The sequence below is a fragment of the Mesobacillus sp. AQ2 genome (assembly GCF_030122805.1).
Classification (GTDB): Bacteria; Bacillota; Bacilli; order Bacillales; family Cytobacillaceae; genus Mesobacillus; species Mesobacillus oceanisediminis_A.
On the sequence record NZ_CP126080.1, the window covers coordinates 3,802,946 to 3,828,696 of the forward strand.

30 protein-coding genes and 2 pseudogenes are annotated in these 25,751 nt (G+C 35.6%); 9 read left to right on the top strand and 23 right to left on the bottom strand.

Going from position 1 to position 25,751, the window contains the following annotated elements:
- Positions 1–6: 6 nt before the first annotated feature.
- Together QNH36_RS19165 and QNH36_RS19170 are read right to left on the bottom strand one after the other, a co-directional pair.
- Entirely contained in the window at positions 7–1,227 is a 1,221-nt protein-coding gene (locus tag QNH36_RS19165; protein ID WP_144481361.1) for an ROK family protein, read from the bottom strand.
- A gap of 296 nt (positions 1,228–1,523) precedes the next feature.
- On the bottom strand, positions 1,524–1,970 hold the full coding sequence (locus QNH36_RS19170; protein WP_000620148.1) for a GNAT family N-acetyltransferase: 447 nt from the start codon (positions 1,968–1,970) through the stop codon (positions 1,524–1,526).
- Between the two features lie 654 nt (positions 1,971–2,624).
- Here QNH36_RS19170 and QNH36_RS19175 point away from each other — a divergent pair.
- The gene (locus QNH36_RS19175; RefSeq protein WP_048009494.1) at positions 2,625–2,807 is read left to right on the top strand and encodes a hypothetical protein; all 183 of its coding nucleotides are present in this window, start codon (positions 2,625–2,627) and stop codon (positions 2,805–2,807) included.
- A 152-nt stretch (positions 2,808–2,959) separates the two neighbouring features.
- Here the strand turns inward: QNH36_RS19175 and QNH36_RS19180 are convergent, their stop codons facing one another.
- From QNH36_RS19180 to QNH36_RS19195, 4 genes are all read right to left on the bottom strand, one after another.
- Entirely contained in the window at positions 2,960–3,505 is a 546-nt protein-coding gene (locus tag QNH36_RS19180; RefSeq protein ID WP_144481362.1) for a hypothetical protein, read from the bottom strand.
- 84 nt (positions 3,506–3,589) lie between these two features.
- Positions 3,590–4,048: a hypothetical protein gene (locus QNH36_RS19185; protein ID WP_144481363.1), complete on the bottom strand. Its 459-nt coding sequence runs from the start codon at positions 4,046–4,048 to the stop codon at positions 3,590–3,592.
- A 43-nt stretch (positions 4,049–4,091) separates the two neighbouring features.
- Complete coding sequence (locus QNH36_RS19190) at positions 4,092–4,673, bottom strand: DUF3231 family protein (RefSeq protein ID WP_260983684.1); 582 nt, start codon at positions 4,671–4,673, stop codon at positions 4,092–4,094.
- Between the two features lie 31 nt (positions 4,674–4,704).
- On the bottom strand, positions 4,705–5,106 hold the full coding sequence (locus tag QNH36_RS19195) for a DUF3231 family protein (protein WP_260983685.1): 402 nt from the start codon (positions 5,104–5,106) through the stop codon (positions 4,705–4,707).
- Positions 5,107–5,344: 238 nt separating this feature from the next.
- On the opposite strand from QNH36_RS19195, the gene QNH36_RS19200 reads away from it, so the two are divergent.
- The gene (locus tag QNH36_RS19200; protein ID WP_144481364.1) at positions 5,345–6,241 is read left to right on the top strand and encodes a DMT family transporter; all 897 of its coding nucleotides are present in this window, start codon (positions 5,345–5,347) and stop codon (positions 6,239–6,241) included.
- A 111-nt stretch (positions 6,242–6,352) separates the two neighbouring features.
- Here QNH36_RS19200 and QNH36_RS19205 read toward each other — a convergent pair whose 3' ends face one another.
- From QNH36_RS19205 to pdxR, 7 genes and pseudogenes are all read right to left on the bottom strand, one after another.
- Complete coding sequence (locus tag QNH36_RS19205; RefSeq protein WP_186326891.1) at positions 6,353–6,511, bottom strand: hypothetical protein; 159 nt, start codon at positions 6,509–6,511, stop codon at positions 6,353–6,355.
- Positions 6,511–7,617 carry an ethanolamine utilization protein EutH gene (gene eutH, locus QNH36_RS19210; RefSeq protein WP_144481365.1) on the bottom strand — a complete coding sequence of 369 codons (1,107 nt, stop codon included), beginning with the start codon at positions 7,615–7,617 and terminating at the stop codon, positions 6,511–6,513. Before eutH ends, QNH36_RS19205 begins: the two co-directional genes overlap by 1 nt.
- 61 nt (positions 7,618–7,678) lie before the next feature.
- The gene (locus tag QNH36_RS19215; RefSeq protein ID WP_144481366.1) at positions 7,679–8,236 is read right to left on the bottom strand and encodes a helix-turn-helix domain-containing protein; all 558 of its coding nucleotides are present in this window, start codon (positions 8,234–8,236) and stop codon (positions 7,679–7,681) included.
- A gap of 242 nt (positions 8,237–8,478) precedes the next feature.
- Positions 8,479–8,853, bottom strand: a complete 375-nt coding sequence (locus QNH36_RS19220; RefSeq protein WP_144481367.1) for a hypothetical protein — start codon at positions 8,851–8,853, stop codon at positions 8,479–8,481.
- A complete protein-coding gene (locus QNH36_RS19225) occupies positions 8,846–9,220 on the bottom strand; it encodes a hypothetical protein (RefSeq protein ID WP_144481368.1) in 375 nt (124 codons plus the stop codon). Before QNH36_RS19225 ends, QNH36_RS19220 begins: the two co-directional genes overlap by 8 nt.
- A gap of 134 nt (positions 9,221–9,354) precedes the next feature.
- Positions 9,355–9,770: pseudogene (locus tag QNH36_RS19230) on the bottom strand (nitric oxide synthase oxygenase); the annotation flags it as partial.
- Between the two features lie 152 nt (positions 9,771–9,922).
- Positions 9,923–11,308 (bottom strand): MocR-like pyridoxine biosynthesis transcription factor PdxR, encoded by a 1,386-nt coding sequence (gene pdxR, locus QNH36_RS19235; RefSeq protein ID WP_144481369.1) that lies wholly within the window; start codon positions 11,306–11,308, stop codon positions 9,923–9,925.
- Between the two features lie 126 nt (positions 11,309–11,434).
- Here pdxR and QNH36_RS19240 point away from each other — a divergent pair, with 126 nt between their 5' ends.
- Positions 11,435–12,382, top strand: coding sequence for a DMT family transporter (locus QNH36_RS19240; RefSeq protein WP_144481370.1), 948 nt, complete (start codon positions 11,435–11,437; stop codon positions 12,380–12,382).
- A gap of 509 nt (positions 12,383–12,891) precedes the next feature.
- Here the strand turns inward: QNH36_RS19240 and ltrA are convergent.
- The 3 genes and pseudogenes from ltrA to QNH36_RS19255 form a co-directional block, all read right to left on the bottom strand.
- Positions 12,892–14,220 carry a group II intron reverse transcriptase/maturase gene (gene ltrA, locus QNH36_RS19245; RefSeq protein ID WP_144481371.1) on the bottom strand — a complete coding sequence of 443 codons (1,329 nt, stop codon included), beginning with the start codon at positions 14,218–14,220 and terminating at the stop codon, positions 12,892–12,894.
- Positions 14,221–14,675: 455 nt separating this feature from the next.
- Positions 14,676–14,993: pseudogene (locus tag QNH36_RS19250) on the bottom strand (lipid II flippase family protein); the annotation flags it as partial.
- A gap of 74 nt (positions 14,994–15,067) precedes the next feature.
- Positions 15,068–15,523, bottom strand: coding sequence for a hypothetical protein (locus QNH36_RS19255; protein WP_144481372.1), 456 nt, complete (start codon positions 15,521–15,523; stop codon positions 15,068–15,070).
- 309 nt (positions 15,524–15,832) lie between these two features.
- Here QNH36_RS19255 and QNH36_RS19260 point away from each other — a divergent pair, with 309 nt between their 5' ends.
- A complete protein-coding gene (locus tag QNH36_RS19260) occupies positions 15,833–17,068 on the top strand; it encodes an IS110 family RNA-guided transposase (protein ID WP_283903986.1) in 1,236 nt (411 codons plus the stop codon).
- Between the two features lie 204 nt (positions 17,069–17,272).
- Here the strand turns inward: QNH36_RS19260 and QNH36_RS19265 are convergent, their stop codons facing one another.
- From QNH36_RS19265 to QNH36_RS19295, 7 genes are all read right to left on the bottom strand, one after another.
- Complete coding sequence (locus tag QNH36_RS19265) at positions 17,273–18,052, bottom strand: hypothetical protein (RefSeq protein ID WP_144479000.1); 780 nt, start codon at positions 18,050–18,052, stop codon at positions 17,273–17,275.
- A 235-nt stretch (positions 18,053–18,287) separates the two neighbouring features.
- Entirely contained in the window at positions 18,288–19,106 is an 819-nt protein-coding gene (locus QNH36_RS19270; RefSeq protein ID WP_144478998.1) for a GNAT family N-acetyltransferase, read from the bottom strand.
- A 146-nt stretch (positions 19,107–19,252) separates the two neighbouring features.
- On the bottom strand, positions 19,253–19,630 hold the full coding sequence (locus QNH36_RS19275) for a VOC family protein (protein WP_144478996.1): 378 nt from the start codon (positions 19,628–19,630) through the stop codon (positions 19,253–19,255).
- A gap of 175 nt (positions 19,631–19,805) precedes the next feature.
- Entirely contained in the window at positions 19,806–20,570 is a 765-nt protein-coding gene (locus QNH36_RS19280) for a helix-turn-helix domain-containing protein (RefSeq protein ID WP_144479044.1), read from the bottom strand.
- Positions 20,571–20,595: 25 nt separating this feature from the next.
- The gene (locus tag QNH36_RS19285) at positions 20,596–21,414 is read right to left on the bottom strand and encodes a VOC family protein (RefSeq protein WP_144478994.1); all 819 of its coding nucleotides are present in this window, start codon (positions 21,412–21,414) and stop codon (positions 20,596–20,598) included.
- 238 nt (positions 21,415–21,652) lie between these two features.
- On the bottom strand, positions 21,653–22,072 hold the full coding sequence (locus QNH36_RS19290; protein WP_144478992.1) for a VOC family protein: 420 nt from the start codon (positions 22,070–22,072) through the stop codon (positions 21,653–21,655).
- Positions 22,073–22,282: 210 nt separating this feature from the next.
- Positions 22,283–22,657: a VOC family protein gene (locus QNH36_RS19295; protein ID WP_144478990.1), complete on the bottom strand. Its 375-nt coding sequence runs from the start codon at positions 22,655–22,657 to the stop codon at positions 22,283–22,285.
- A 264-nt stretch (positions 22,658–22,921) separates the two neighbouring features.
- Between QNH36_RS19295 and QNH36_RS19300 the strand changes: the two genes are divergently transcribed.
- From QNH36_RS19300 to QNH36_RS19315, 5 genes are all read left to right on the top strand, one after another.
- Positions 22,922–23,065, top strand: coding sequence for a hypothetical protein (locus QNH36_RS19300; RefSeq protein WP_186326814.1), 144 nt, complete (start codon positions 22,922–22,924; stop codon positions 23,063–23,065).
- 172 nt (positions 23,066–23,237) lie between these two features.
- A complete protein-coding gene (locus QNH36_RS23995) occupies positions 23,238–23,693 on the top strand; it encodes a CBO0543 family protein (protein WP_395883520.1) in 456 nt (151 codons plus the stop codon).
- A gap of 270 nt (positions 23,694–23,963) precedes the next feature.
- Positions 23,964–24,209, top strand: a complete 246-nt coding sequence (locus QNH36_RS19305) for a spore gernimation protein GerQ (RefSeq protein ID WP_144478988.1) — start codon at positions 23,964–23,966, stop codon at positions 24,207–24,209.
- A 16-nt stretch (positions 24,210–24,225) separates the two neighbouring features.
- Entirely contained in the window at positions 24,226–24,594 is a 369-nt protein-coding gene (locus QNH36_RS19310; protein WP_144478986.1) for a spore coat protein, read from the top strand.
- Positions 24,595–24,612: 18 nt separating this feature from the next.
- Positions 24,613–25,749, top strand: coding sequence for a zinc-dependent alcohol dehydrogenase (locus QNH36_RS19315; RefSeq protein WP_144478984.1), 1,137 nt, complete (start codon positions 24,613–24,615; stop codon positions 25,747–25,749).
- The last annotated feature ends 2 nt before the right edge of the window (positions 25,750–25,751 follow it).

Consider the following 25,751-nt stretch of genomic DNA (forward strand, 5'->3'; position numbering starts at 1 on the left):
CTCACCTCAATTTAATATAGATTTAGATTCTTCATAGATTGGAGCCTGAAACAAATGAGTGATTGCGAGTAAGGCTGCCCCTTTTAGCCATGAATCATCTCCGAGTTCTGTTGGCCTTATTTCTGTTTGGATATTTGCGGCTGAAAAAAAGTTCACCCTTGCAACATCTACAGCGGCATCCAGGAATAAGTGCTTGTATTTCATCCCTTCTCCAATAAGCAAAATTGTATGGGGATTAAGTGCGTTAATTGCATTTAGTATGCCGTATCCCAGGTTTTCACCAAATGATTTCATCAATTCAATTGCAAGAACATCACCTTTTTCTGCTGCAGTAGATACTTCTTCGAATGAAAAATCTTCAATGATTGTTTCAGGATAGCTTTCTTTTATCTCACTGCCACGGTTAAATAGAAAGAATTCAGATGCATACATTTCAAGGCAACCTTTTTGTCCGCAGTGACATGGATACCCGCCAATTTTCATTACCGTATGGCCAAACTCACCAGCTCCCCCGGATTCTCCGTAATAAATTTTCTTATCGACCACGAGGGACATACCTAATCCGGCACCAACAGAGATACAGATGAAGTTTGACAGGTCTTTTCCTTCTCCATACCATAATTCCGCCATAGTGTAAGCGTTGACATTTTTATCAATGAATACTGGAATATTGTTCAGCTGCTCGCTTAACAATTGACATAAAGGTACGTTCTCCCATCCCAGCATGGATGATCTAACAATCGTACCTTCCTGGCGGTTGATTAATCCAGAAGCAGCGATTCCAATACCCATAAGTTGCTCCATTGGCTTATCAGCACTTTGTAAAAGCTCCTTAATTTCATCAGCAATCATCGATACAACATCCTGGATATTATCAAATCTGTTAAATTTCTTTTCTACTAAATCCAAAATGTCAGCGTTTAGATTGGTTAAAGCAAATAGAACTCTTTTCTCCTCAATCTTCACACCAACTGTATAGCCGTAATCCGCATTAAACTCCAGCAGTACAGGTCTTCTGCCCCCAGTAGATGTAGCAACACCAACTTCCCTTACCAGATCAACGGCCATTAGTTCATCAACAATGTAAGTTATTGTAGATAAACTCATCTTGGTGACCTTAGAAACATCAGACCTGCTGATCCTGCCTGATTTCCTAATTAGGTTAATTACTATGGATCGGTTAATTTCTTTGATTAGATCCTTACTGCCTTTCCTAAGTCCATTCATATTATCCATCTCCATAATTTACTAATTAAAGAGTAACTTACTTTCTTCATTGAAGCAAGTAAGTTTTTTCATTATTTTTCGACAATTTTATGTAAAATAAAATAGACTGCTGATTCGCAGTCTATTTGTTCTTCTTATTGAAGATAAGCACCCCTTTAGTTTAAGTGTAACTATTCACAAAACAAGAATACAAAAAGGGCTAGCAGCTGCCAACCTAAAACGTTCTATCTATTTGAAATATACTTTTAGCTATTCATCACTGCTGTTAGGTAATGAAACTGGAATATATTTGACACCTATTCTTTCACTATTGAGAGCCTCATAACAACTTCGTTTCCTTCCATTTCTCCCGTTTCTGAAAAACCAACTTTTTGATAAAGTTTTTTTGCCACTAAATTTTCTTCAACATAATTTATTTGGATATAGTCGAATAAATTTTCTTGCTTCAAAAATTCTATAGCTTTGTTTAATGCTTCTTTACCATAGCCTTTTCCTTGATATGCACTCCCTAACATAAATCGCCAAATCTCTACTTTCCTATTTTCTATTTTATAGTCAAACATTATAAATCCTACAATTGTATCATCATTATAAATAGCATAAGGCTTGGCTCTTTCGTAAAATACCCAGGCTTGTGCCAACGATCTCATATTTGATGAAACAAAGTTTTCCTGTTCTCCTACAAGTTCTAAGTCAAAAACTTTTTGGTAGTTATCAGCGTTTATTTTCTCTAATCTAATCATCTTATACATCTCCGAGTTTTGTTTAAATACTTGTTCTTGCGATAATTATAACATAATTTAAAAGACTGGGCATGGGTTTATATATAACACTAAAATTTGTTGAAGTCTTAATATATATTTTAAATAACTTGCCTTTCACTAACCTGCCTCTATAGTTCAATAAGGAATTCAACAAAAAAGGTGCTTAATCCTTCCTGGATCAACGCACCCGATAGTTTAAGTATAATGTTTCACAAGCCTTCAATCAGGACTCTTGTTAGGTCAATTAATAGATTTAACCGAGTACCAATATAAATCAAAATTCCAACTACAGCAAGTCTATAAACTATCGTCCAGTGATTACTATCCATATTAAACACCTCTGTGATTGTTATATTTAAGCTGAATATATATTTCTACATAACGGACACTTTTCCTTCTCCAGCCAATGCCTTGTTAAACTAAACTGCCTCTATAGTTGAATAAACAAAAAGTGCCACCGCAGCACTACTTACTTAACACTCGCACCCGTTAGTTTAAGTGTATTTATTCACAAACTTAAGACCTTATTAGACACCTGCCTGTTTCCTTTCTATACGTCCGTCCTTTATTTGTTGGTATAAATTTAAATGCGGTTACAGATAATATCCCTATAACAAATTAGGGGGTTATGAAATGGAAGGAGCAACCACAAGTAATAATGGAATGAGCACTTCTAATAAACTAAACCTTTCAGGTCTTGGTGTTGGAGCAATTGTACTAACCACTCTTTATACTGCTGTTTTAGCTTCGCAATTAATGGCTACCAAACATAAAGTCGATTACCTTTATTACAAAGAAATAACACAAAATAAATAGCTTATTATAGGCGGTGTTTTTTCACCGTCTTTTATTATACATAAAACAGCAATTTGAGCTAAACTGCCCCGTTTGCTCGATTAGGAATTCAACAAAAAAGGTGGCTAATCCTTCCGGATCAGCACACCCGTTTCTTTAAATATACTCATTTGTTACTTCAAATAATTCTTATAAATCGGATACTTTGGGAAATACGCACCTCCACTAAATAATATTTCTTTTGTTTCAACATCATATATTGCATATCTGCCACTAAATTCATTTTCTGTGTCTTTAAAGGAGTAGAAGAAAAAAACTTGCCTGTTGGGGCTGACTGACTGATGGTTTTTTAAATCTAAATCAGGATAAGTATGAAGAACATTTCCATCCCAAGTAATATAATTGTATCCTTTCACCTCTTTAAGTAATACCTTTTTCCTAGTATTAACCGATGCATCCGCCATTTCCTTAAAGAAACCCGCATCCAAATCTTCTTGGCTTTGCTTATGTCTTACATAAAATTCCTGATGTACTGGATACCTTTTATCTTTTAGAGCCTGGTAAAATTCATCTACAGTTTCATCAATGATTTTTTCAGTATTTGCAGGATACAGGTAGTCAACTTTATGTGAATTAGAAGCCCGTGAATAGACAGGATTGCCCAATAACTCAAAAATACTACATAAAATAAACAAGCTAATTAGTAAAGAATTTTTCATTTAGGTTACTCCTTTTTTTAAAGTAATGTGCCCTAAATGTTCAGTAACTAACCTGAAACGTTGGTTTAATAAAAGAAAGGAGTCTTATTTGTAAATGTTTTTGGTTAGACCTTTCTTTATTATTATTCCTACAACTAATCCAGGAATTACACACAGCATAGGAAGCCAAACAGGTCCCAGCAAAACCCCAAATAATAGAAAACTTGAGGAATAAATACATCCCACTGTAACAAGATAGGCAGAAAACACAAAGGGGAGAAAAGAATACTTTTCTTTCCCTCCTCCAGCATCCTTGTAGGCATCCCACATTGCAAAAAAATATAAACATGGATAAAACATTAACCACTGGTAATCAGCCTGTGCAATCGCATTTTGAATATCGCCTTGAAAACTTGCAATAATCACAACGTTGAAATTTGCTTGAACATTTACAAGAAACTCCAATATTACAAAAACAATGCCTTTAATTACTTTTCCGTTTAGAAACTGACCATACCCAGGAAGGGCGATGCTCCATAATAATTTTTCGATTGCATTATTCACATAATCCCAGTCCCCTTATTATTATCATCTTTTCATAGAAATGTTATTTTTTATAAAATTTGTTTCTATCAATGGGTTGTGGAGGTTGCTCCATCCAGCCTCGTTCAATCAAAAGTTTAAGCCCTTCGTCACCGTACCTCATTACCTCCCCTAAAACAAGGAAATAATGAGCCGCTAAATCTCTTCTCATTGAGACAGACAATGCATCTGCAAGTGCAGAAATAGCAATTTGGTTTGAAGTAGCTATAATAAACAGTATTAATCTTTCAGAAAATGGGGAAATTGTTGAATTTCTTACCTCCATAGTTATTGGAAATCCGATAAAATGATCATTTTCTTTTAATAACTTATCAAAAATATCCACTTGCTTTTTAGCCAGCTTTTTTCCCTTTAATAAATAGTTCTTTATTTCCTTATCTTTTGTTACCTGTATTAATCCCATCAAAAGGATTAGACCAACTGCATTTCTTTCGATTTCCATAAAAAGTTCTGTTATTTCTAAAGTATTTAGAGGTCTTTTCTCACCTAACCAGGTATTTATTAATGATGGTTGATTTTTAACAAACTCAACATTTTTTGGATACTCCATCTTTGGAGCCCGATCATTTAATCCTTTTGAAAGCATAAGGTTTAATGCTTTCTTATGTAATTCCGTCTCACTGTTTAAACACTCCGTAAAAATTATAAATATCAATTCGTGTCACTCTAGAAAGGGTATTAGCATACTGAGGAATAATTACTTGCCCTCCACGATATAGAAAACTTAAAGCAAATAAGTCTGTATAAAGGGCAGGGGCTGATAAGTCAATATCTTTATCCGAAAATCCCTTTGGTATTGGGAAGTTTTCTTTTTCAAAAATTGTTTCTACCTTTCCAATAACTGTTTCAACCAAAACCACAGTTTCTTTAATAATTGACTTTATCTCCTCATCTTGAAGGTATTGAAGAAAATATTTGTAAAAACATCTGACAGCTGTGTTTTGAATATATGTTCTCCACAGAGTTGCGATTTCAGCAGTAGTTAATTTAATATGTACATGATTATTTTCCATATCCATAAAATCCTCCCTATGTAAACTCTTGAGGATAATATCCCCGAAAATAGGAAAAGTATCTATGGAAACTTGTTCTTGTTGATTATTTGTAAATCCCTTATAATTTTCTAATACGCAAAAAATTATTATACAATCCTTAAAAATCTATAAAATAAAAGCCTTAACATTCTTTTTCAAAAGGTAACTTATATCGTAATAGAAAAACCACAAACAATCGCACTAGGGAAAGGAGCCTTTGTAAATGAATATTAAAGCTTCCCTTATGGCATTTTTCACAATCATTATTTGGGGTTCTACTTTTGCTGCCATTCGTGCTAGTTTACATGGTGGCTATGAGGCTGGGCATTTAGTTTTAGTACGATACCTAATTGCATCGGGGGCATTTCTCCTTTATGCTCTTTGGCCTAAGGTCAAATTTCAATTACCAAAAAAGAAAGATGTACTTAGTATACTTATCCTTAGTTGGGTTGGTATTAGCGTCTACCATATTGGAGTAACCTTCGGCGAACAAACTGTCTCCGCAGGGGCAGCAGGTATGCTTATTGGCTCTGCACCTATTTTCACAGCAATTATTGCCATTATCGTTTTAAAGGAACGACTAAGTTTACTGGGCTGGATTGGTCTTGGTATTGGATTTATTGGTATTCTTTGTATTACTATTGGTTCATCAGGATCATCTCTGAACATCACGAAAGGATCTCTGCTAATACTAATTTCTGCAGTAGCAACATCATTGTTTTTTGTTTTTCAAAAAAAATTATTAACTAGATACAATCCTATTGAATTGACCGCTTATTTTACATGGGGAGGTACTCTTCCTTTTTTCTATTTTCTACCTGGCTTAACTACATCGATCCATAACGCAACTCTAGAGGCACATCTGTCTACACTGTATGTTGGGGTTTTTCCAGCCGCCATTGCTTATGTGACATGGGCAATCGCGTTATCCTTGGGAAGTGCAAGTTCTGTTAGCAGTATGATGTATTTAGAACCAGCAATTGCTATATTCGTAGCTTGGATTTGGCTAAATGAGCTACCTACTACAGTTTCAATTATCGGAGGAATAATAGCGCTATCCGGTGTGCTTTTAGTAAATATGCTTGGCAAACGATCTTATAAAGGGTTACTAAAAGGGTGAAGATGCTTCTCTTCACCTTTAGTCTATAAAAATACTTCGTATAGATTAAATGCCTAGTCAACAACATGTTTTGCATGAATATGAGTAGTATTAAATATAGAGATAGTTGTATCATCCTGATTTATAGCAAAGGGATTTCAGTACAGCCCAGAATAATCCCCCAGCACCCTGCTGAACGGGTTGATTTATAACATCCATATAGATACTTTTCGACGGTGGTTTAAACTCTTCTAGTTGTCTTAACTTTTCAATCCTATCCCTGATATTCATTACAAATACCCCCCATTTTCCTTAAGACCAAGTTTTCTACTTTCACGGTCATACAGCCATACTGCCAGTACTATACTAATTATTCCGGCAGTAAGCTTTGATATTATAAATGCTCCTATCATATTTGGTGCTACTCCTGACACAAATCCAAGTTGACCACCAAATACAAATGCTCCACTTACTCCAAAGGCGGTACATACCACTTTTCCTTTAGGATTCATTTCCTTATATGTGGCAAATATCAACAGATTACTGGCTAAACTCCCTAGAATGCCTGCTACTGACACCGAATTAAGTCCAAGCTTCTCTCCTGTTTTTTCAAAACTCTTTTTAAAAATTCGATTTAATAGTGCTAGCATTGGATATGCTCCACCTAAAACAAATGCGATTTTGACTACTATAACAGTAGATTCATATAATGGTGCTAATCCTGATACAAGCCTTAGACCAAATATCACATCTATACCTTGTAAAAGTAGTCCAACAGTACTCAAACTCACTATTAGCTTTCCAAATATATTAAAAGCTTTTATAAAAACAAGAGGGATTTTTAATAATCCTACCCCTAAAATAATGGTAAAAACAAATATTGGTACCATATTCAACGCTAATACATTGGTATTTACTTTTTGCCATAATCCTGCTGCAAGACATCCAATTGGTATAGTAATAATTCCAATCAACACACCCTTAGCAAAATATTTTTCATCCTCTTTAGAAAGCATTCCTAATGCGACAGGTATTGAAAAACTAATTGTGGCTCCTAAAGTGGATGCAATGATAATTCCTGAGAATGCCCCCATTTCCTCTGTCAAAGCCAGCTTATTAGCCATTTGATAGCCCCCCATATCTACAGCCAAAAATGCTGCAGGAACTATAGAAGGATCTAGATGAAAAACTTCACAAATCGGAATAATCGCAGCCGATAAAAAATTTGTAAATATAGGCACTAAAGAAATTATTCCAATCATGCCAAGCCCTAAAGCCCCCATGGTCTTTATGCCTTCTTCAAATTTCACACCCAGTTTTAAATGATTTCCAGTAATATAATCAATAGCTCCTATTACAAAAAAAGATCCGATTAGATATAAAATTAATTTATCCATTGTAAATATCACTTTCAATTAATTTTGAATAACATAGTGTCTTTACTAATTTATTTTAAACCTAATTATTGTAGATATAATTAGGTGTATTAACAGCTATTAGCTTGACCTTTTTATTAGTATAATTAACCCAATTGTGGGCAACATTTGAGTTTATATGAACACTGTCACCAGGATATACTTCATATCTCATATCATTTACGTAAACAGTCAATATCCCCTCTAAAACATAAATAAACTCTTCCCCCTCATGCTTATAGGATAATATTTCTTCATCTTTTTTTTGAGGAAGAATTTCTATTAATCTCGGAACAAGTTGTTTATTTTCCAAATTCGTACTTAAACTATACTTAATAAATCCTCCTTCTACCGAATTTATTAATTCTTGTTGATAACTTCTTAAAACGATGTCTTTCCTTTTTAGTGGATAATCAAAAAAGTGTGTTAAATGTACTTCCAAAATATCAGCTAGTTTTTCAAGAGAATCAACAGCAATAGTTGTAAGCCCCCTTTCTAATTGAGAAAGAAATCCAACAGATAGTTCGCTTTTTTCACTTAACTCTTTCAAAGTCATTCCCTTTTCAGTCCTCAGTTTCTTTATTTCCATTCCTATATTCATTACTTCACCTCCTAATTTCATTTTTATAAACATTATAACATTTATATGAAAATTTATCGGTTTTTTACGAAACATTTTCATATAAATGAAATTGTTCGATTGATCCCATCCCTACACTAATATAAAAACAAAATGCATTGATAGCATTTCTTATGCTCTACATTCTATATTCATCATTATTCGTAGAAATTGCTTGCCCATGTGTTAACTTAAATCGAACGCCATATGCTTTTTTGATTTGTTCATAGTAAATTTTCTTTTTCTGTATTTGAACCAAGTAAGAGTGCTGCTCGTTCAGCTACCTGGTGGCTAACTTCGGAATTATCGTTGGTAAATAGGCATTCTAATGCTGTACAGTAGTTAAATATTTTTAAAGGGAGAACAGATTCACCCCTTGCTATTTTAATGAATGCCATTGAACGCCCTATTCTAGTTAATTCTTTATTAAAAGGGTTAGTTGAAGGGGATTTGTCCCCGTCTATTAACTTTTGTGCTCCAGCTGTGTAATAACCATTAAATTGTTCTCTAGCCTGTAAGATTTGAGCTTTTGCAAAAACACTTTCTTTCTGGAACCCTTCCCCTGTAGAATAAACTGAAGAAATAGATGCCCTATGCACTATTCCATCTTTGGGGTCGGAACCGTATAGGTGTAAATAACATCCGTACATATAAACTATGATCTTCAATACGCCATAAATCAGTTAAAAATCGGTCTGTTTCTCTCAGAAAGGTAAACGCATAATTTATAGGTGATTTTTCTTCTCCATACATCTCATTTAAGCTTGAAAAATCACCTTCAGCATAAACATATGTACTTTCTTTTAACTCCTGATATCCAACAACTCCTATATATTCATATATATCTGTGGTATCCATTAGATTTTCAATGTATTTATTATTATTGGTTATCCTTACATTCTTCCAAGGCAAAATTCCCTTGTTTAAAACTGAATAATGGATTGGTGCAATAAATCTATACTTCATGATAATGCTTCAATGTCATTTATATATATATTTGATATTATCATTTATTGGGCTATTAATTGTAATATCCATTTTTCGAATAGTTAACACAAAATAAAACAGACCCACAAAAATTCAATTGGTGGTCTGTACTTTTAATAGTGCCGGTCCTGAAAAAAATAATTTGGCTTAATAATTTCATTTTTATAATCATTATGGAAGATATGGGAGGTGGCCGGAGAAATAGGTGGAATAAGCCACGTCCAATCACCTGTAAGATTTCGGTCGCTCGCTTTCTCCCTGTCCTCAAATTGCTTGAACTGTGCAGCTGCGGTATGGTGGTCAACAATGGAAACCTTTTTTTCATTAAATGAATTCAGGACGCTCGCAACAATTCAACCAATGACCTATCTTTTTCTTGGCTGTATTAAGCCCCATCCTCTCAGCAATCTAAGGCAGCAAATTATAGCGTGAGTCGTCCGCAAGAATGCGCGCTCCTGATTTCTGTTCCCATATACCAACCATTGAACGGAGCGGCGGTATATTCTAATCCTGTGTATTTCATCATAAGGGGATTCATCGAAAAAACCTTTATGTTGATGTAGGTATTTTCGAGGGTAAGTAATTTATGATTGGTTAAACTACATTACTCTATCTTTTGTTACTTAAGCAATATTTGGTTTGTTCCTCCAGCGCAGTAAATCTCACAGCATTTTTGGGGTGCTACCCACCCCAGGCTTTCGCCAACAAGTGAACTCCCGAATAGATCTCTTCCTCAGATAATACTGCAAAACCCAATAGAATGGTTTGATAGTCACTTAGACCATAATCTGATACAGGATAAACTTTGATATCATATTTAGCAGCCTGTTCAATAAGCTCTTTTTCCATCATACCGTTATTCGTGCGGACTAATAGATGCAATCCAGAATCCTGGCCGATGATTTCAATTGAATTTGGGAAATGATTCGAAAGCGCAGTGATGAGTGCATCTCTTTTTTTATTGTAAACAATTCGCATTTTGTTAATATGTTTTTTCCAGCTGCCTTCCTGCATAAATCTTTTTATGATCTCTTGGTCAAGACGAGACACAGACTGAACGAAGTGAAAATAATGTTCATGGTACTTTTCCATTAACGGTTTGGGAAGGACAATATAAGCCATGCGCAGGGACGGCAGCAACGCTTTAGAAAATGTACCCATATAGATTACTTTTTCATCGGAATCCAGGCTTTGTAATGCAGGGATAGGTTTGCCTGAATAACGAAATTCACTGTCATAATCATCCTCGACGATGTATCGTCCCTTTTTTTCCTTCGCCCAACTCAATAACTGCTTACGCCTTGATATCGGCATTATCATTCCACAAGGAAATTGGTGCGACGGCGTAACAAAAGCTATATTAGCGCCACTTTCCTTTAAGCTGGTTATGATGATTCCTTCATCATCAAGCTGAATTCCCTTCACACTATCAGGTCCTTTTTCGAAGGTTATAAGTCTTTTATGGTATCCGGGGTCTTCAACAGCATACAAGCTTCCCTTTAATAGCTTAAACAAAAGTCGTATTAGAGTTGGTGTTCCTGACCCAATGATTATCTGGCTCGGCGATGTCCGGACGCCACGGGATTCGTACAGATAAGAGGCAATTTCTTCACGGAGTTCGTAGTCTCCCTGAGGATGCCCAATCGACAGCAGTTGTTTACTCTCATCCCTTAATACATCATTTGCTATTTTTCGAAAAACAGCAAAAGGAAATGTATGGTAATCAACTCCAGTATGAGTGAAATCGAAGGTGACGTCGCCTTTTAAGATTTTTTCCTGGATATAACCGGTATTTTTTTCAGCACTAGAAAATGTTGGCTCAATTTCACAAACAAAATACCCTTTTCGTGGGATTCCCTCGATATATCCTTCGGCAACAAGCTGGTCGTACGCTGCCTCTATAGTGTTTTGGCTCACCTTTAGATACCGAGAAAGTTTTCGTTTGGAAGGCAGCTTAGTATTTGGCTTAAGCCTCCCTTTATCAATCTCTTGCTTAATATAATTATACAACTGTACATATTGAGGTTCTTTACTATACGAATCAAATTTTGGTGTTAATTCAAACATTCATCTGACCCCCTGGCAATTACAAAAACTGACCCTATAAACAAGGTCAGTTCTTTATTATAATACAACTATAGAAACATTTCTATTAATTACAATTAAAAAACTATTAGTAGGGAGGCAATCATCATGAAAACATCCCGATATGTCGGACTTTTGATGATAATTAGTGGAGCAACATTATGGGGTCTCTCCGGACCAATGATCCAGTGGCTTTTTCAAAGCAGCGAATTAACTCTGAATAATTTCCTTGTTGTGCGATTAATTATGGCTGGAATCATCACTTTGGGGCTGTTGTATCTCACTCAAAAAAACATTTTTGGCATTTGGAAGCATCGTCGCTCTTGGTTTCAACTCATGATTTTTGGTGTGTTAGGTATGCTTGGCGCCCAGTACGCTTTTATAGAAACCATCCGTGTAAGTAATGCAGTCACAGCAGTATTATTCCAATTTCTTGGTCCAGTTTTCATTACCATTTATGTAGCATGGCAAACAAGAAAACTGCCAACAATAATGCAATTCCTAGCTGTAATTGCAGCCTTAGTTGGAACCGTTCTCCTAATTACAAATGGCTCAATGGAAACTGTCATATTATCGAAAAGGGCCATTATTCTTGGACTACTAACTACACTTGGTTTTACTTTCTACACACTCCATCCTATTTCATTGATCAAGGAGTGGGGAACCTCGGTCATCATTGGTTGGGGTATGTTAATTGGCGGCATTGTCCTGTTAATATTCAATCCTGGTTTTAGCGTTGTACAATTGGCGCAAACCTTAACAATTCATACATTTTCGATGATGCTTCTTGTGATTATCAGCGGCACAGTTTCTTTTATTCTCTATATTGGCAGTCTCAAGTATTTAAGCGCCACGGAAACAAGTTTATTATCCAGTATCGAACCCCTAGTTGCTGCAATGGTCTCTATCCTGTGGTTAAACGTAGGGTTTGGCACTACTCAACTATTAGGCGGATTCTTTATCGTTACAGCTGTTGTCCTCTTATCGTTCCCGGATAATCAGCAAAGTAAAAAACAACTGCAGAGTATATGTATTAATGATAGGAGACAGGTTTAAAAAAATTTGAGGACAACCACTTGTCTTGATAATGGATTAAGGGTTCCTACCTTTAATTACGGGAAGCCTTGCAGATTAATTTCCTGAAGTTCATTGGAAATAAGAAGGACATGCATCTCAGTGAGGCTAAGATGCATGTCCTTTTTTATTCTATAAATTATTACACAGGTACACTACCACTAAAATTTTATCGGCTTAGGTTCGTTAATTACCTTGCTTTCACTTTTCCTATTAGTCCATGCAAAATCCTTACAAAAATGCTTCACGTTAAATGACAGTGGCTATGGAAGCCCACCCTAGTACATTATATTGCAAGACTCGGTCTCTTCGAATGCCGGGTCCAGAAATAAAGACTGGAACCGGCTCCCCTGTATGTTGGTGGGGTACCGACGGTTACATTGAGGAGTCGAGTAGAAGGGAGCCTTTCTACCTTTCGGTAAATTGTACTCCTCCCCCCTCACAGAACCGTGCTTGCGCTATTAACGCACACGGCTCCTCCAAATTACCGTTCACAGAATGTAGCTAATTTCTTTTCTCAAGTCATAGATATTCACTTTGATTCTTGGTGAAGGTAGTGGATATTTATTAAGAAAGAGCCTGAATTTATCCCAAGTAAAGGATTTCCTTTGGCTTCTTCTGTTTAGCCACTTAAACAGTAAGTACTCAATTTTCGCTTTGAAGTTATTAACAGTTTGGGTATTATCTGTGATGCCATAATAGTTGTAATAACCTATTAGTGAGCGTTTAAATCTATCCATAATCATATGAATATCTTTATTTCTATTATTCTTCAGCCATTCTTTCGTTTCTCTTAGTTTGCCTTGGACTTTCCTTCTGCTTGTTTTCCGCTTTACTCGGAACTTCCCGTGTTTACTTATCCCACAATAGTGTGTAAATCCGAGGAAATCAAAGGTGTCTGGTTTCCCAGTCCCGTCACGTTTTGCATTCTTTTCCGCAAACCGTCCGAAGGGAATTATTTTCGTTTTATCCTCAGCTATTTCCAGGTTAAATTTCTTTAACCTCGCTTTTAATGAATGGAAGAATTGATGCGCTTCGCTTTTATTCTGAAAACAACATACAAAATCATCTGCGTATCTTACTATAAATGCCTGGCCTTTACATTGTTTTCTAACCACTTTCTCAAACCATAGATCAAGCACATAATGGAGATAGACATTGGCTAATATAGGAGATATCACTCCACCTTGCGGAGTGCCATTGTCTGTCTTGTATTTCTTACCTTCCTCCATGTATCCACCTTTAAGAAACCTGCTGATTATTCTCAGTAGGTTTGGGTCAGTGATTCGGAGTTTCAAGAATTCCATCATCCATTTGTGGTCAACGTTATCAAAGAATCCTTTAATATCTACATCGACTACATAGCTTACTGCTCTCTTCTCAATATATTGATTCAGTATTTTCAGCGCATCGTGGCAGTTTCTATTTGGACGGAACCCAAATGAGCAGTCTAGAAAGTCATTTTCATAGATGGCATTTAGTATTTTCGTAATGCCCTTTTGAACAATTTTATCTTCATGTTCCGGTATTCCCAATGGTCTCATCTTGTTTGAATTGAGCTTTGGTATATACATTCGTCTTACAGGAACAGGACGATAACTTTTGCTTTTAAGCCTACTTACTAAATCTGCTATGTTTTCTTCCAGGCTGTCACTGTATTGTTCTTTTGTCGTTCCGTTAATACCAGTTGCCTTTTTATTAGGTAATTCATGATGACACTGAGTTAAAGATTGCTCATTCAGTAAATGTGCAAGAGAGGTAAACTTCATTTTAGGCTCAGATCTTGCTAATTCTGCTATCCTTAGTAGTTTTGTTTCCATTTATTATTCCTACCTCTGTGTGTAGTAAATGTGTCCCTAGTAAGGGTGATAACTGGTAGCTAGCCTTCCCTCCATAGGCATTACCCAACTTCATTGGTACTACGCTGCTATCCGACTCCCTACCATCGGCATTTGGTTTCCTTGCTTGTTATCGCTTGTAGACCATACTCTTCAAAAGAAAAGAAAAGACCGGTAGGGTCTCCCGAGTTGCCGTATCATATCAATGTGTAACGTGCCAAGGTCTCTGACTCCAGGGAAGCTTTACCCTTCTTGCCTTTTACGAAGGATAAAATGTTGCTTTCTGCACGCAGGTAAGGCATCAGCCTTCCCGATTTACTATATGGAGCTCAATCCCTTCAACCATTTGGCTTTCGGCCCGTCACCTAACTGTCTACGCTTAAAGACTAAAGTTACCTTTAGCCCTCCAAGACTCGCTACGAGTGAATGGCTAGTTCTTACTCGGCGGGAATCCCACCCGCTATATGATACGACCTAGGCTCGGCCGCACACCTGCCCCGTTTGTTTATCCACTCAGCGAACCAAGCGACATAGTACGCAGCAGGAATAAAAATTAACTGGGCAGCTATCGTTCCAACCAATTTGGAACTAACCATTGTCAAAGAATAACTTTTCAAGTAGATCGCAATTCCATTTATAATTCCAGAAGACATCAATGCGGCCTGGGCATAATCACTTGGGACTAGCATTGAGGCGTAAATCGATGAAAGAACACCTGTCGTAAACACAGCAGAAATAAGAACATTTATTAAAAAGAGACGTTTAGGATTTAAGTATGGCCACTTTCCTGAAGTTACAGAATTTAATTTTCATGGTAGTTCAATAGGTATTAGTCGGTATCTTCAGCCCAAAGTATACCAATCTTATATTTATCTATCGCCAAAATTCCTGTATCGAAAGTAGAATCTGTTATTGGTGTCCACCCTCTAAGTCGATAGGATCCTGCATCTTCTTCAAAATATCCATTAGTAAAAAATGCAGCTTTCCTATGAAATATACTTAAAAAATAACTACTTAATGTTTTTGCCTCAGGTTTTGCATCTAATTCAGTGTCATAAGCCATATCAAAAGACAAGATATATTCAAGGATTCTTTGAGCTTCGTTTTTATCAACTTTCTTCCAGTTTTCCTTAATTTCAATGGGCTTAAAACCAATCTCATTCAAAAATTGATCCTTAGTAATTTTATCTGAGGCAAGTTGTATATTTTTAAACTCACAAGTGATATTTCCTGTATTTCTTTTACTTAACAATATTTGATTAAAGTCTTCAATGTTATTAATCATTCTATCACCAACCTTTTTTTTATTACATTTCGTTCCTCACCTATCCTGCCCCGTTCGTATTATAAGGTCATCCAGAAAAGAAAATATTTCTGGTTGACCTTTTTCTATATGGTCTTATTATAACGGTAGCCGGGGTAAAACGTAACTGCCCGTGGGATCTGAATCCCGTCAACAAAACAGTTTGCCCCCTACTTGTAGAAACATGATTGAGGCTGGTTGGGACATAGATCTCGTATAACAAGCGAAGCTGTGACACTGCAAGGAAAATAAGGGGTACCGGCAAAATAAAAGATTAGGAGATGGTTATGAATGAATCCAGTCGTTGGCCTGGATATTTCTAAGGGGGAAAGTCAGGTTCAAGCTTTTGTCGATAAAGGCAAACCCTTCCGTAAGAGCTTTAAAGTAGCTCATACACTTCAGGGGCTTGATTCACTTGTAGAGTTTTTAGAGGTAGTACAAAAAGAATCCGGTCTAAAACCTCCAGTTATTCTTGAAGCTACTGGACACTATCAAACATCCGTAGTCCAATATTTAGAGGAACGTGGTTATTTATTAATCATTATTAACCCATTGATTTCCTACAAGGCGAAAAGTTCAAGTTTAAGGAAAGTAAAGACAGATGCCATTGATGCTTACCACCTCTGCGAGTTGTTTTACAAGGAGGAGTTAGAGCCTTATAAAAAGCGAGGGGTTCAGCTTTTAAACCTTCGTAACCTTACAAGACAACACGAGAATATTACAGGAGTGATGATTCAGACAAAGCTTCAGTTCCAGGCTATTCTGGATCAAGTATTCCCAGAATATCGTGGAGTGTTCGGTGATTTATATTCTGTGGTATCACTCTTAACGTTAAAGGAATTTCCGTCATCTGAAGACATCTTAGAAGCTAGTAATGAAACTCTCTCAATGAGGATTAAGGAATTATGTAAAAGTCGTTCATTCAGATGGGCCAATGAAAAAGCCTTACAACTAAAAGAGGCGGCAGCCCGCAATCCCTTTGAAAAGACAGTCTATCAGAGTCATATCTTAAGCCTAGGTATGTATATTAATATTATTCTTCAATACAAAGAGCACCTATCCACATTGGAGTCGGAGATAGATGCCCTAGCAAAAGAAGTTGAAGAATATAATATTATCAAATCTATCCCTGGTATCGGTGAAAAGATCGCGGCAACGATCATTTCTGAAATTGGGGAAATAGATCGATTTACTGACCCTAAAAAGCTTGTGGCTTTCGCTGGAGTAGACCCTAGTGTTTTCGAATCTGGCAAGTTTACTGCCACCAAAAACCGAATCACAAAAAGAGGATCCAGCAGGCTTCGTCACGCTTTATATATGGCTGTTCGTTGTGCGATACGAGACTGTCGCAAGAGCAAAACAAGTGATGAGATCATTCCTCGAAATAAGAAATTACGAGAATTCTATGATAAGAAACGCGAGGAAGGAAAACCATTTAAAGTAGCTGTAATTGCTTGTGTAAATAAGCTCTTACATTGGATATTTGCCCTTTTAAAAAACAGAACCACTTTCCAAGATATTGCTTAGAAACAACATCTAACTAATTAACGAAAAACCTTCCAATTCTAAGAATATGAAGGTTATTTGGTATACCCTTTTTTAGTATATCACGGTTGAATTTTAGATTTTAATGAAAAATATTGACAAACTATTAGCTGGTTTTGTTTAATAAAGGATTCAACAAAAAAGGTGGCTAATCCTTCTGGATTAACGCACCCATTGGTGAAACACTTAAATTTTTGTTCCTTGTTCTAGTTCGCTCAATAAATTCTGTATTTTCCTTGCCTGCTGGAAGCTTTCTTCAGATGCATAAGTACCCGATAATGTGTTATTAAATTCTTTAAGTATTTTTTGTTCAATAATATTTATTGCCTCAGTCAAAGAATGATGTTGTCCTAGCTTATTTCTTGTATATTCTTCGTATTCTTTTTTGGTCAATGCAGCTTCTAAAAGTTGCATTAATCCTCTATCTTGATGCCATCGCTTGATATTTCTTTCATTAACACTTCTTTTAAAAATTATTACTAGACGCCCAGAAAATGCTCTATATATTGTAAATAAGATCCATAATTTTTCTCCTAAATATGGTCTTTTCTTTTCTAATTCATCCATACTTCCAATAAAATTGACCAATTCTTCCTCTGAGGGTAAATGCATTTTCAACGAGGTAAGATACATATTTTCCTCGTTGTTGTATTCTTCGGGCAAAAAAAGAGTATAGAATGTCACTATCTTAGATGAAGATTCTCTAATTTTAAGAACTTTATCCCACATTTCCTCAATTGCGGCTGATCTCTTTTCTTGAGCTTGATTGTATCCTTGAGAGAAAATGTTTAGCGAGGAATTCATTATCTCATTGTTTTTATGAATATCCCCTTTAAGCGATTCAATTTGCCTTTGATACCTATTGCTCCATTTCATAATTGTTCTTTGTTTAAATAGCGTTATTAATGCTGTTACCAATCCTGAACCACTTAAAATATATACTATAATTTTACTCCATTCATTCATTAATTTTTCATCCTCTTAAGATAATTATTGTATAACAGAGACTTTCTCGATGATACACCAATATTGCTAGAAGAATAAATCGTATTATAATTTAATTGTAACATTGTAAAGTTACAATTAATGGTCCAATAATAAAATTAAACACCATTCTTCAACTAACACCTTTAGCTTAATAAGGCATCCAGCAAAAAAGTTCAGTAATCTTTCCTGGATCAACGCACCCATCAGTGAATTTTTACTTTTTAACCCATATTGCTTTTGTATAAGCTATACTCAATCCCGCTCTCTCCATATTATTTTGACTGACTGAGCCAAATTTTGCTTGTCCCACAATTAAATCGCATTTTTTTAGATATGCTTGGTAGATACGATACTTTATTAATGCACTTTGTATACCTTTTTTTCTAAATGTCGGTAATGTTGTCGCTGCAGCTAACGTAGCTATACGGTCTTTTATGAACAAAACTCCAATTCCAGCAGGTTCTTTTTCATAGCTGGCTAGATAAAATGCCCAATTTTTTATGTTATAAAGTATTTCATTATTTTGTGCTATTCCACTTTTTAAGAACGGTGGCATTTCAAAACCCTTTGTGTAGATTTCTGCAAAAGTATCAAATTCGTTACTTTTTAACTTACGGATAACAATTTTTTGGTCACCTAATACATAGCTTGGTTTTAATTCGTTTGAGCGAGACGCATAAAGAGTTGTATGAAAATCATTATGATAATAACCAGTTTCACTGAGGTGGGTTAGTAATTCTGGAGAAGTATGTCCTGGAGTTAATTCAAATCGTACAGGAATTTCTTTTTGCTTATAAAAATCTATTATCTTACCTATTTGATTTTCATCACCCTTTCTTAGCCCCTTAACCGTGTTGAAGGATGGACCAGGTATGTTCTTTACCGAGAATGCAGTTGCATTGCCAAACTTTTGAATTTCAACTTTCATTGGATTCCCATCTATTTTTTGCATTTCTGTTAACCTAGAGCTTAAAGTATCAATTTCTGAATTCTCCAGCCTCTCTGCTAATCCTTTATCCACAACTAAGCCCATTCTCACACCTCCCCGAAAAATTAATTAATGCTATATTTATTCAACAGTGACATTATTATCTCCTTTTATTCAACTAAACTGCTTCGTTCGTTCCACAAACAAAAGAGGTGCTGTTGGCACCTCAAAAATTAACCTATAATAAGATTCTATTGGCAAACCCCTAAAGGATTATTATCTGGATCATAAAAAGTAAAAAATTTAGTTGCTCCATCTCCACCAATTGGATTTACTTTTACTTCCTTCTCCAGTAAGAGTTTGTGGGTTTCTTCTATATCATTAGGAATAAAATTATAGTATTTCCCCACCCCAAAATTATTTTCTGGAAACTTCATTGGTTGATGATTTGCGGTTTTAACCAAACACACTACTGTTGGGGATTGTTCTCCAATACGCATCACGGCTGCATCTTCTTCAATATAAATCAGTTTAAATCCAAGTATGTCCTCATACCATTCTGCAGACAATTGAGGATCTGTAACAGGAATAAAAACTCCTTCCATACCTTTAAAGAGGGCAGTTGTCATATATCCAGCTCCTTGTTAAAATTTGTATTACGTTTACAATTCTACACATTTGTTATGTAAACCTTCTTTAGCAAACTGCATTATTATTTGTTCAATAAGAAAAAGCCACCTGGTACATTTGGCAGCTGTTCTTGAATATCGACCCCTTAGTCTAACAATATATTCCGCTTTAACACTAACTTTGTATTAAAAGAGGAATCATGTAACTAAACGTTTGCGCATTCGGTGATTCAAATTTTTCTAACTTAATTCCTTTAGTGTTAAAACCAAAACGGTGAACTAACTTGATAAAATTAAAGCAGATAAACTGGTCATAGACATTAAAATTCATTGTTGCATATAATGTGGGCTCCAATTGTTCTATATAGATATTACTATCACTTTTTAATGAATCGGAGGAAATCTCTTCATTTAAGATAAAACCTACCTCTCCCACCATTGAAGCGCCTTTCGAATCTAGTGTCCTTATAAATATTCCAGGCCGCACATCTATCCCTAATTTTTTCAAACTATCTATATCATCCTTCATTACAGATTGAAAAGGGTTTATCATTCTGGGTACCACATGTCTAAACCAGACAAATGTAGTTGGAGAAGCCCATTTAATTAGGTGCATATGTTGCTCTTTATAATTCAAACCATTTAAGTATTGTTTAGCAATATTTAATGAAGATAACTTTGCTTCAACTTCTTCTCTCCATGCAGAGATTAATTGCTGCTTCTCTCCTTCATCTACTTGCAGAAACTGATATATTTCTTCAATCTTTATATCTGCTAGCCGGAGGGAATGGATGATTAAGGCCTTTTCAACTTGATTTTCTGAATATATTCTATATCCATTCTCTAACCTCTTAAGCGGTTCTAACAATTTTTTTTGGTCATAGAATCGAAGAGTGCTTGGTGATAGACCTGTTCGTTCGGAAAACTTATTAATTGTCATTTCCAAAACTCTTCCCCCTTTTATCTTAGAAAGGATATGACCAAACATTTATACGGTTACCATCTAAGTCAAAAAAATGAAAGCCTGCCCACCCATTTTTTGGATCACCTGCAACTTCAGACAATTCCACCCCTTTTAGTTTTAAATGGTTGTAGGTATCATTAAATACTTCTGGTCGGATATCAAAATAATTTCTCACAGCAGGGTTAGCCTTTCTAAAATATTCATGTTCAAGCTTTTCCAGCCAAATATTATCATAGAACACTTCAGAAAGCTGCATCCAATCATAAGCGTCTTCAATATGCAGGTGAGCAAAATCTTTATTGTATTGTTTTACTAATTTCACTCCAAGGTATTCCTTATACCAAGATATAGCTCTGTCGATATCACGCACTCCTATTCTTACATTTACATCACTGAATCCTGTTATTCTTGATGTAAGAAATTCTCCTTCAATACTTTTATTATAAACAGCTGTAAGCCTAGCGTTCTCAAATCCAGTAATATCAAAACTAACTTGCCCATCAGGTAATGTTTTCAGTTCTGTAACATTAATTCCTTCCCTATCAAAATAGTTTAGTGTTTCCTTGAGGTTCGTTATCTCGAAACCTATTCTCATGTTGCCTTCAAAGTCATTATCAGCTTTAAAATGCTCCATATCAGACTCAAAAGATTTTAAAGTTACAACACCTAATCTTGGCATTTTAAGAAAAGCCTTTTTCCCCACTGGAGTAATTACCTGGTCCAAACAAGACCACCCCATATGCTTGGTATACCATTCCACTCCCTCTTCAAATTTATCCCATGATACCATAATAAAACCGCCATCCCAACGGAATGTCATCTGTCGCACCCCTACTTTCTAATTTCTGATTCGGTATGTTCTACCAATTTCATTCTAAAGGTTAAAGTAAGTTTAAGGTCAAGTGTTTTTAGGTTAATTTATTTGACTAATCTTCCCCTTTAATCGATAAGAAAAAAGAGCTGCCGATCCCTGGTGGATCTTCAACTCACAAACGTTCCCGTTATGGAACAAAGAGGAGGCTATGCCTTATTAAAACATCGCCTTCTCATTAAATTATCTATTTGGAATTGAGATATTTTTCTTTAAAGATTGGACTTAGTTCACTCCATACATCAAATTTATTACCATCTAAATCATAAAAAACGAAATTTCTTCCTGAGTGTCCTCTGTTTTCAATCTCTCCAACTCTAATTTCACTTTGCCTGAATCTTTTATGTATTGCTTCCAAGGCATTTAATCCATTAACTTCGAATGTTAACGAAAAACGCTCATTACCGTAAATATCAATGAAATTGGAGCTTTGATTTTCATTAGATTTTACAAGAAAAATACTTTGATTGGCAAAGTTTAAAATAGCTTTGTCTTGATCTTTGTAGCTTAACTCTGCTCCTAGCTTATTTACATACCAATCAGTAGAAAGGTCTACCTTAGTCACTGGTATATAAGTTGTGCCTATCCTTAGTAATTGCTCATCCATTTTTCTGCCCCCTCCAAAATTCCAAAATATACTAAATTTAATTATTCAACAAAAAAATACTTACTTCCTGCCTTAAAGTAAGTATTTTATACTGTTTTAGTAACCGTTAATCAACTAAACTGCCCCTTTACTTAAAAAAAGCATTCTAAAAAAAATGCCCTTTTAGTATAAGAGTGACCTTCCACCGAATATTACCTTTATATATATTCCTTACCAGTGCACCTGAAGTTTATTGCCATTTAAATCAAAAAAATTGAAATAGGCATGTCCATTATCCTCTTTTATATCCTCAACCTTAACACCCTTTTCAATAAGGTGTGTATGAAACTTAGATAGTTCTGGACTTGTAAAACCAATGCTAAAGGCTGGGACATTACCAATTGTGAAATGTGCAAATGTATCATCTTCAGTAGGAACTAAGATAAGTAAAAATGGTCCCTCATTAACTTTTATAATGGCAAATGGATCCTCAGTAATTGTTAATAATTGAAGCCCTAGTATATCTCTATACCATTGTGCAGACTGCTCCAAGTTTTTTACCGGAATTCTAATATAATGTACTTGTTCAATAAATGAATTACTCATAAACTACCTCTCCTTTATTTAGTATGATTTATTAAGTAATTCCCTTTTTATATCCCTTTTTCCTTCCAATTTATTGAACTAACCTGCTCCGTTCGTATAATAAGAAGTTCGATAAAAAAGGTGCTTAGTCTTTCCGTTTGGTTGAATCAAAGGAGTGATAGACATCACAACCAAAATGCAAAAATCCCTTGATTCTTTTGAATAAAAATAAGGTTCAAGAGCAAAATATTGTTGCAACATTAAAAGAAGAAGGTGGTGGTACTAATGTATGGTAATAATAATAATTTGTTTGGTATAGGAATGATTGCAATGCTTTTAACATCAATCTACACTGCAATTTTGGCTTCACTACTTATGAAAACTAAGGAACGGGTAGATTATATTTATCATAAGGAACGTTCAAAATAAAGATGCTTAAAGATGGCGATGATTTCATCGCTTTTTTTATTAATCACTGATTAACCCCCCTTTCTCTACATTGTTTACTTAACTAATCCCCTCGAAGGTCCTAAGTATAACCACCAGTATAAGAGATAACCTATCTTATGGAAGTGCTAAACATGGGGCGAAAATTATAAAATTGCTTTATTTCTTTGGTATTAGTTCCTTTATTTACTTAATTAAAAAACCACTTGCAAAGGACTGGCTCCTTGTTTTCTTTATAAAAAGTTATTATGCATCATTGGTCGATCAACTAGTTGTAAATAAAGGTTATGTTAAATATCCCACCATATTTCCAAAACGAGTTAAAACAAGTTTTATTTTTGATTACATACTTTTCCCAATTTCTTGTGTCTTTTATAATCAACTGACTAAGGATTCTCGTATCCTTCAGTGCCTTTTAAAAGTTCTGTATTTCAGTGTACCGATGACTATTACTGAGCTATGGCTAGAAAAAAATACACAGCTTGTTAAGTATAAAAAGGGGTGGAATTGGAAAACCACTTTCTATTCGCTTTCTTTTTCCTTTTTATTGGTCAGATTTTCAATAGCTGTTATAAGAAGTATCTTCAATAATAAATACGATTTTTCTTAAGATTGGGGTTCTTAATCACAAGAGAGTAAAAAGGATAAGGCATTTCTTCTTCCTTTCTTATTTTATGTTCAACCAGATTTTTCTAGTTGTACATTTTTTAAAATAAAAGAAAAAACCGTCCCAACAATCATCCTCAGTCAACACAATGCATAAATGTTCCAACCATTTAAGCTAATTTACCAATTTTTAAAAAACATTAAAGAATGTTTTCCTCCTACTTTTGGAACAATACAATTTGATTGTATTAACAAATCAGGAGGGTAATCAGAAATGGATAATCAAAAATTAGCCGATCATGAGTCATTGGATTTACATGAAGTTATAAATTTTAAAACCCTTTGCTTAGCCAAATCAAAACTAATGCAAGGATTGGTTTTTGATCAGGATTTGAGAAATTTAATGAAAAAAGATGTTGAACAATCCATGCAAGCGCTAAAAGAATTACAGGCAATTTATCAACGTGCACCTTTTGAAGCTCCTGTTCCTCAAAACCGGCCAACACCAATAGTAAATTGAAAAGGAGGCAAATTCATTGAATAATGACTATTTAGACCCTATAAACTCGCTACACGTACCAGAGCTAGCAGATACCACATTTGCGATGGATTTACTCCTTCGTGCCAAAGAAGGTGTCCGCAATATCGCTGTCGCATTAACGGAGACCGCATCACCTGATCTTAGAGCCCTCTTACGAAAACAGTTAATGCAAGGGATTGCCATGCACCAAGAAATTTCAGAACTAATGATTAATAAAAAATGGTTCCATCCATACGAACTAAGTGAACAGTATAAACTAGATCAACTCTCTGCTAACAATACATTGATGATTGGAAAAATGAATCTTTTTCCTGTTGAGACCAATAGAAAAGGTATGTTTGACCGGACACCTGATGATCACTAACACTGGAGGCTGTAACCAATGAAGGCAGTAACGTATCAAGGTATTAAAAATGTTGTAGTCAAAGACGTCCCAGATCCAAAGATTGAAAAACCAGATGACATGATTATTAAAGTTACGAGTACAGCTATATGTGGGTCTGATTTACATTTAATTCATGGAATGATTCCAAATATGCAAGAAGACTATATTATCGGTCATGAACCGATGGGAATTGTTGAAGAGGTGGGACCAAATGTTACGAAAGTAAAAAAAGGGGATCGTGTTATTATTCCTTTTAACATTGCCTGCGGGGAATGCATTTATTGTAAAAACCATTTGGAAAGCCAATGTGATAATTCTAATGATAATGGTGATATGGGTGCCTATTTCGGATATTCTGGTACGACGGGTGGCTATCCCGGTGGGCAAGCCGAATATTTAAGAGTGCCCTTTGCCAACTTTACTCATTTCAAAATCCCTGAGACTTGTGAAGAACCAGATGAAAAGTTAACAGTTATTGCCGATGCGATGACTACCGGTTTTTGGAGTGTTGACAATGCAGGCGTAAAGGCCGGAGATACTGTTATTGTATTTGGCTGCGGTCCGGTTGGCCTTTTTGCTCAAAAATTTTGTTGGTTAAAAGGAGCAAAGCGTGTCATTGCTGTAGACTATGTCAATTATCGCCTACAGCACGCCAAACGTACCAACAAAGTTGAAATTGTTAACTTTGAGGACCATGAGAATGTGGGAAGTTATCTTAAAGAAATTACCAAAGGCGGCGCTGATGTTGTCATTGATGCCGTTGGTATGGACGGCAAAATGACTGATATGGAGTTCCTTGCGAGCGGAATGAAGCTTCAAGGGGGAGCGTTAAGTCCATTTATTATGGCTTCACAAGCAGTGCGTAAAGGCGGGACAATCCAAGTTACAGGCGTTTACGGCGGCAGATATAACGGTTTCCCATTTGGAGATATTATGCAGCGGAATATCAATATCCGCTCCGGCCAAGCCCCTGTCATCCACTATATGCCATACATGTTCGAACTGGTAACAACTGGCAAGATTGACCCAGGCGATGTCGTAAGTCATGTCCTTCCTCTTAGTGAAGCAAAACATGGCTATGAAATTTTTGATACAAAAATGGATGAATGTATTAAAGTCGTGTTGAAACCTTAAGG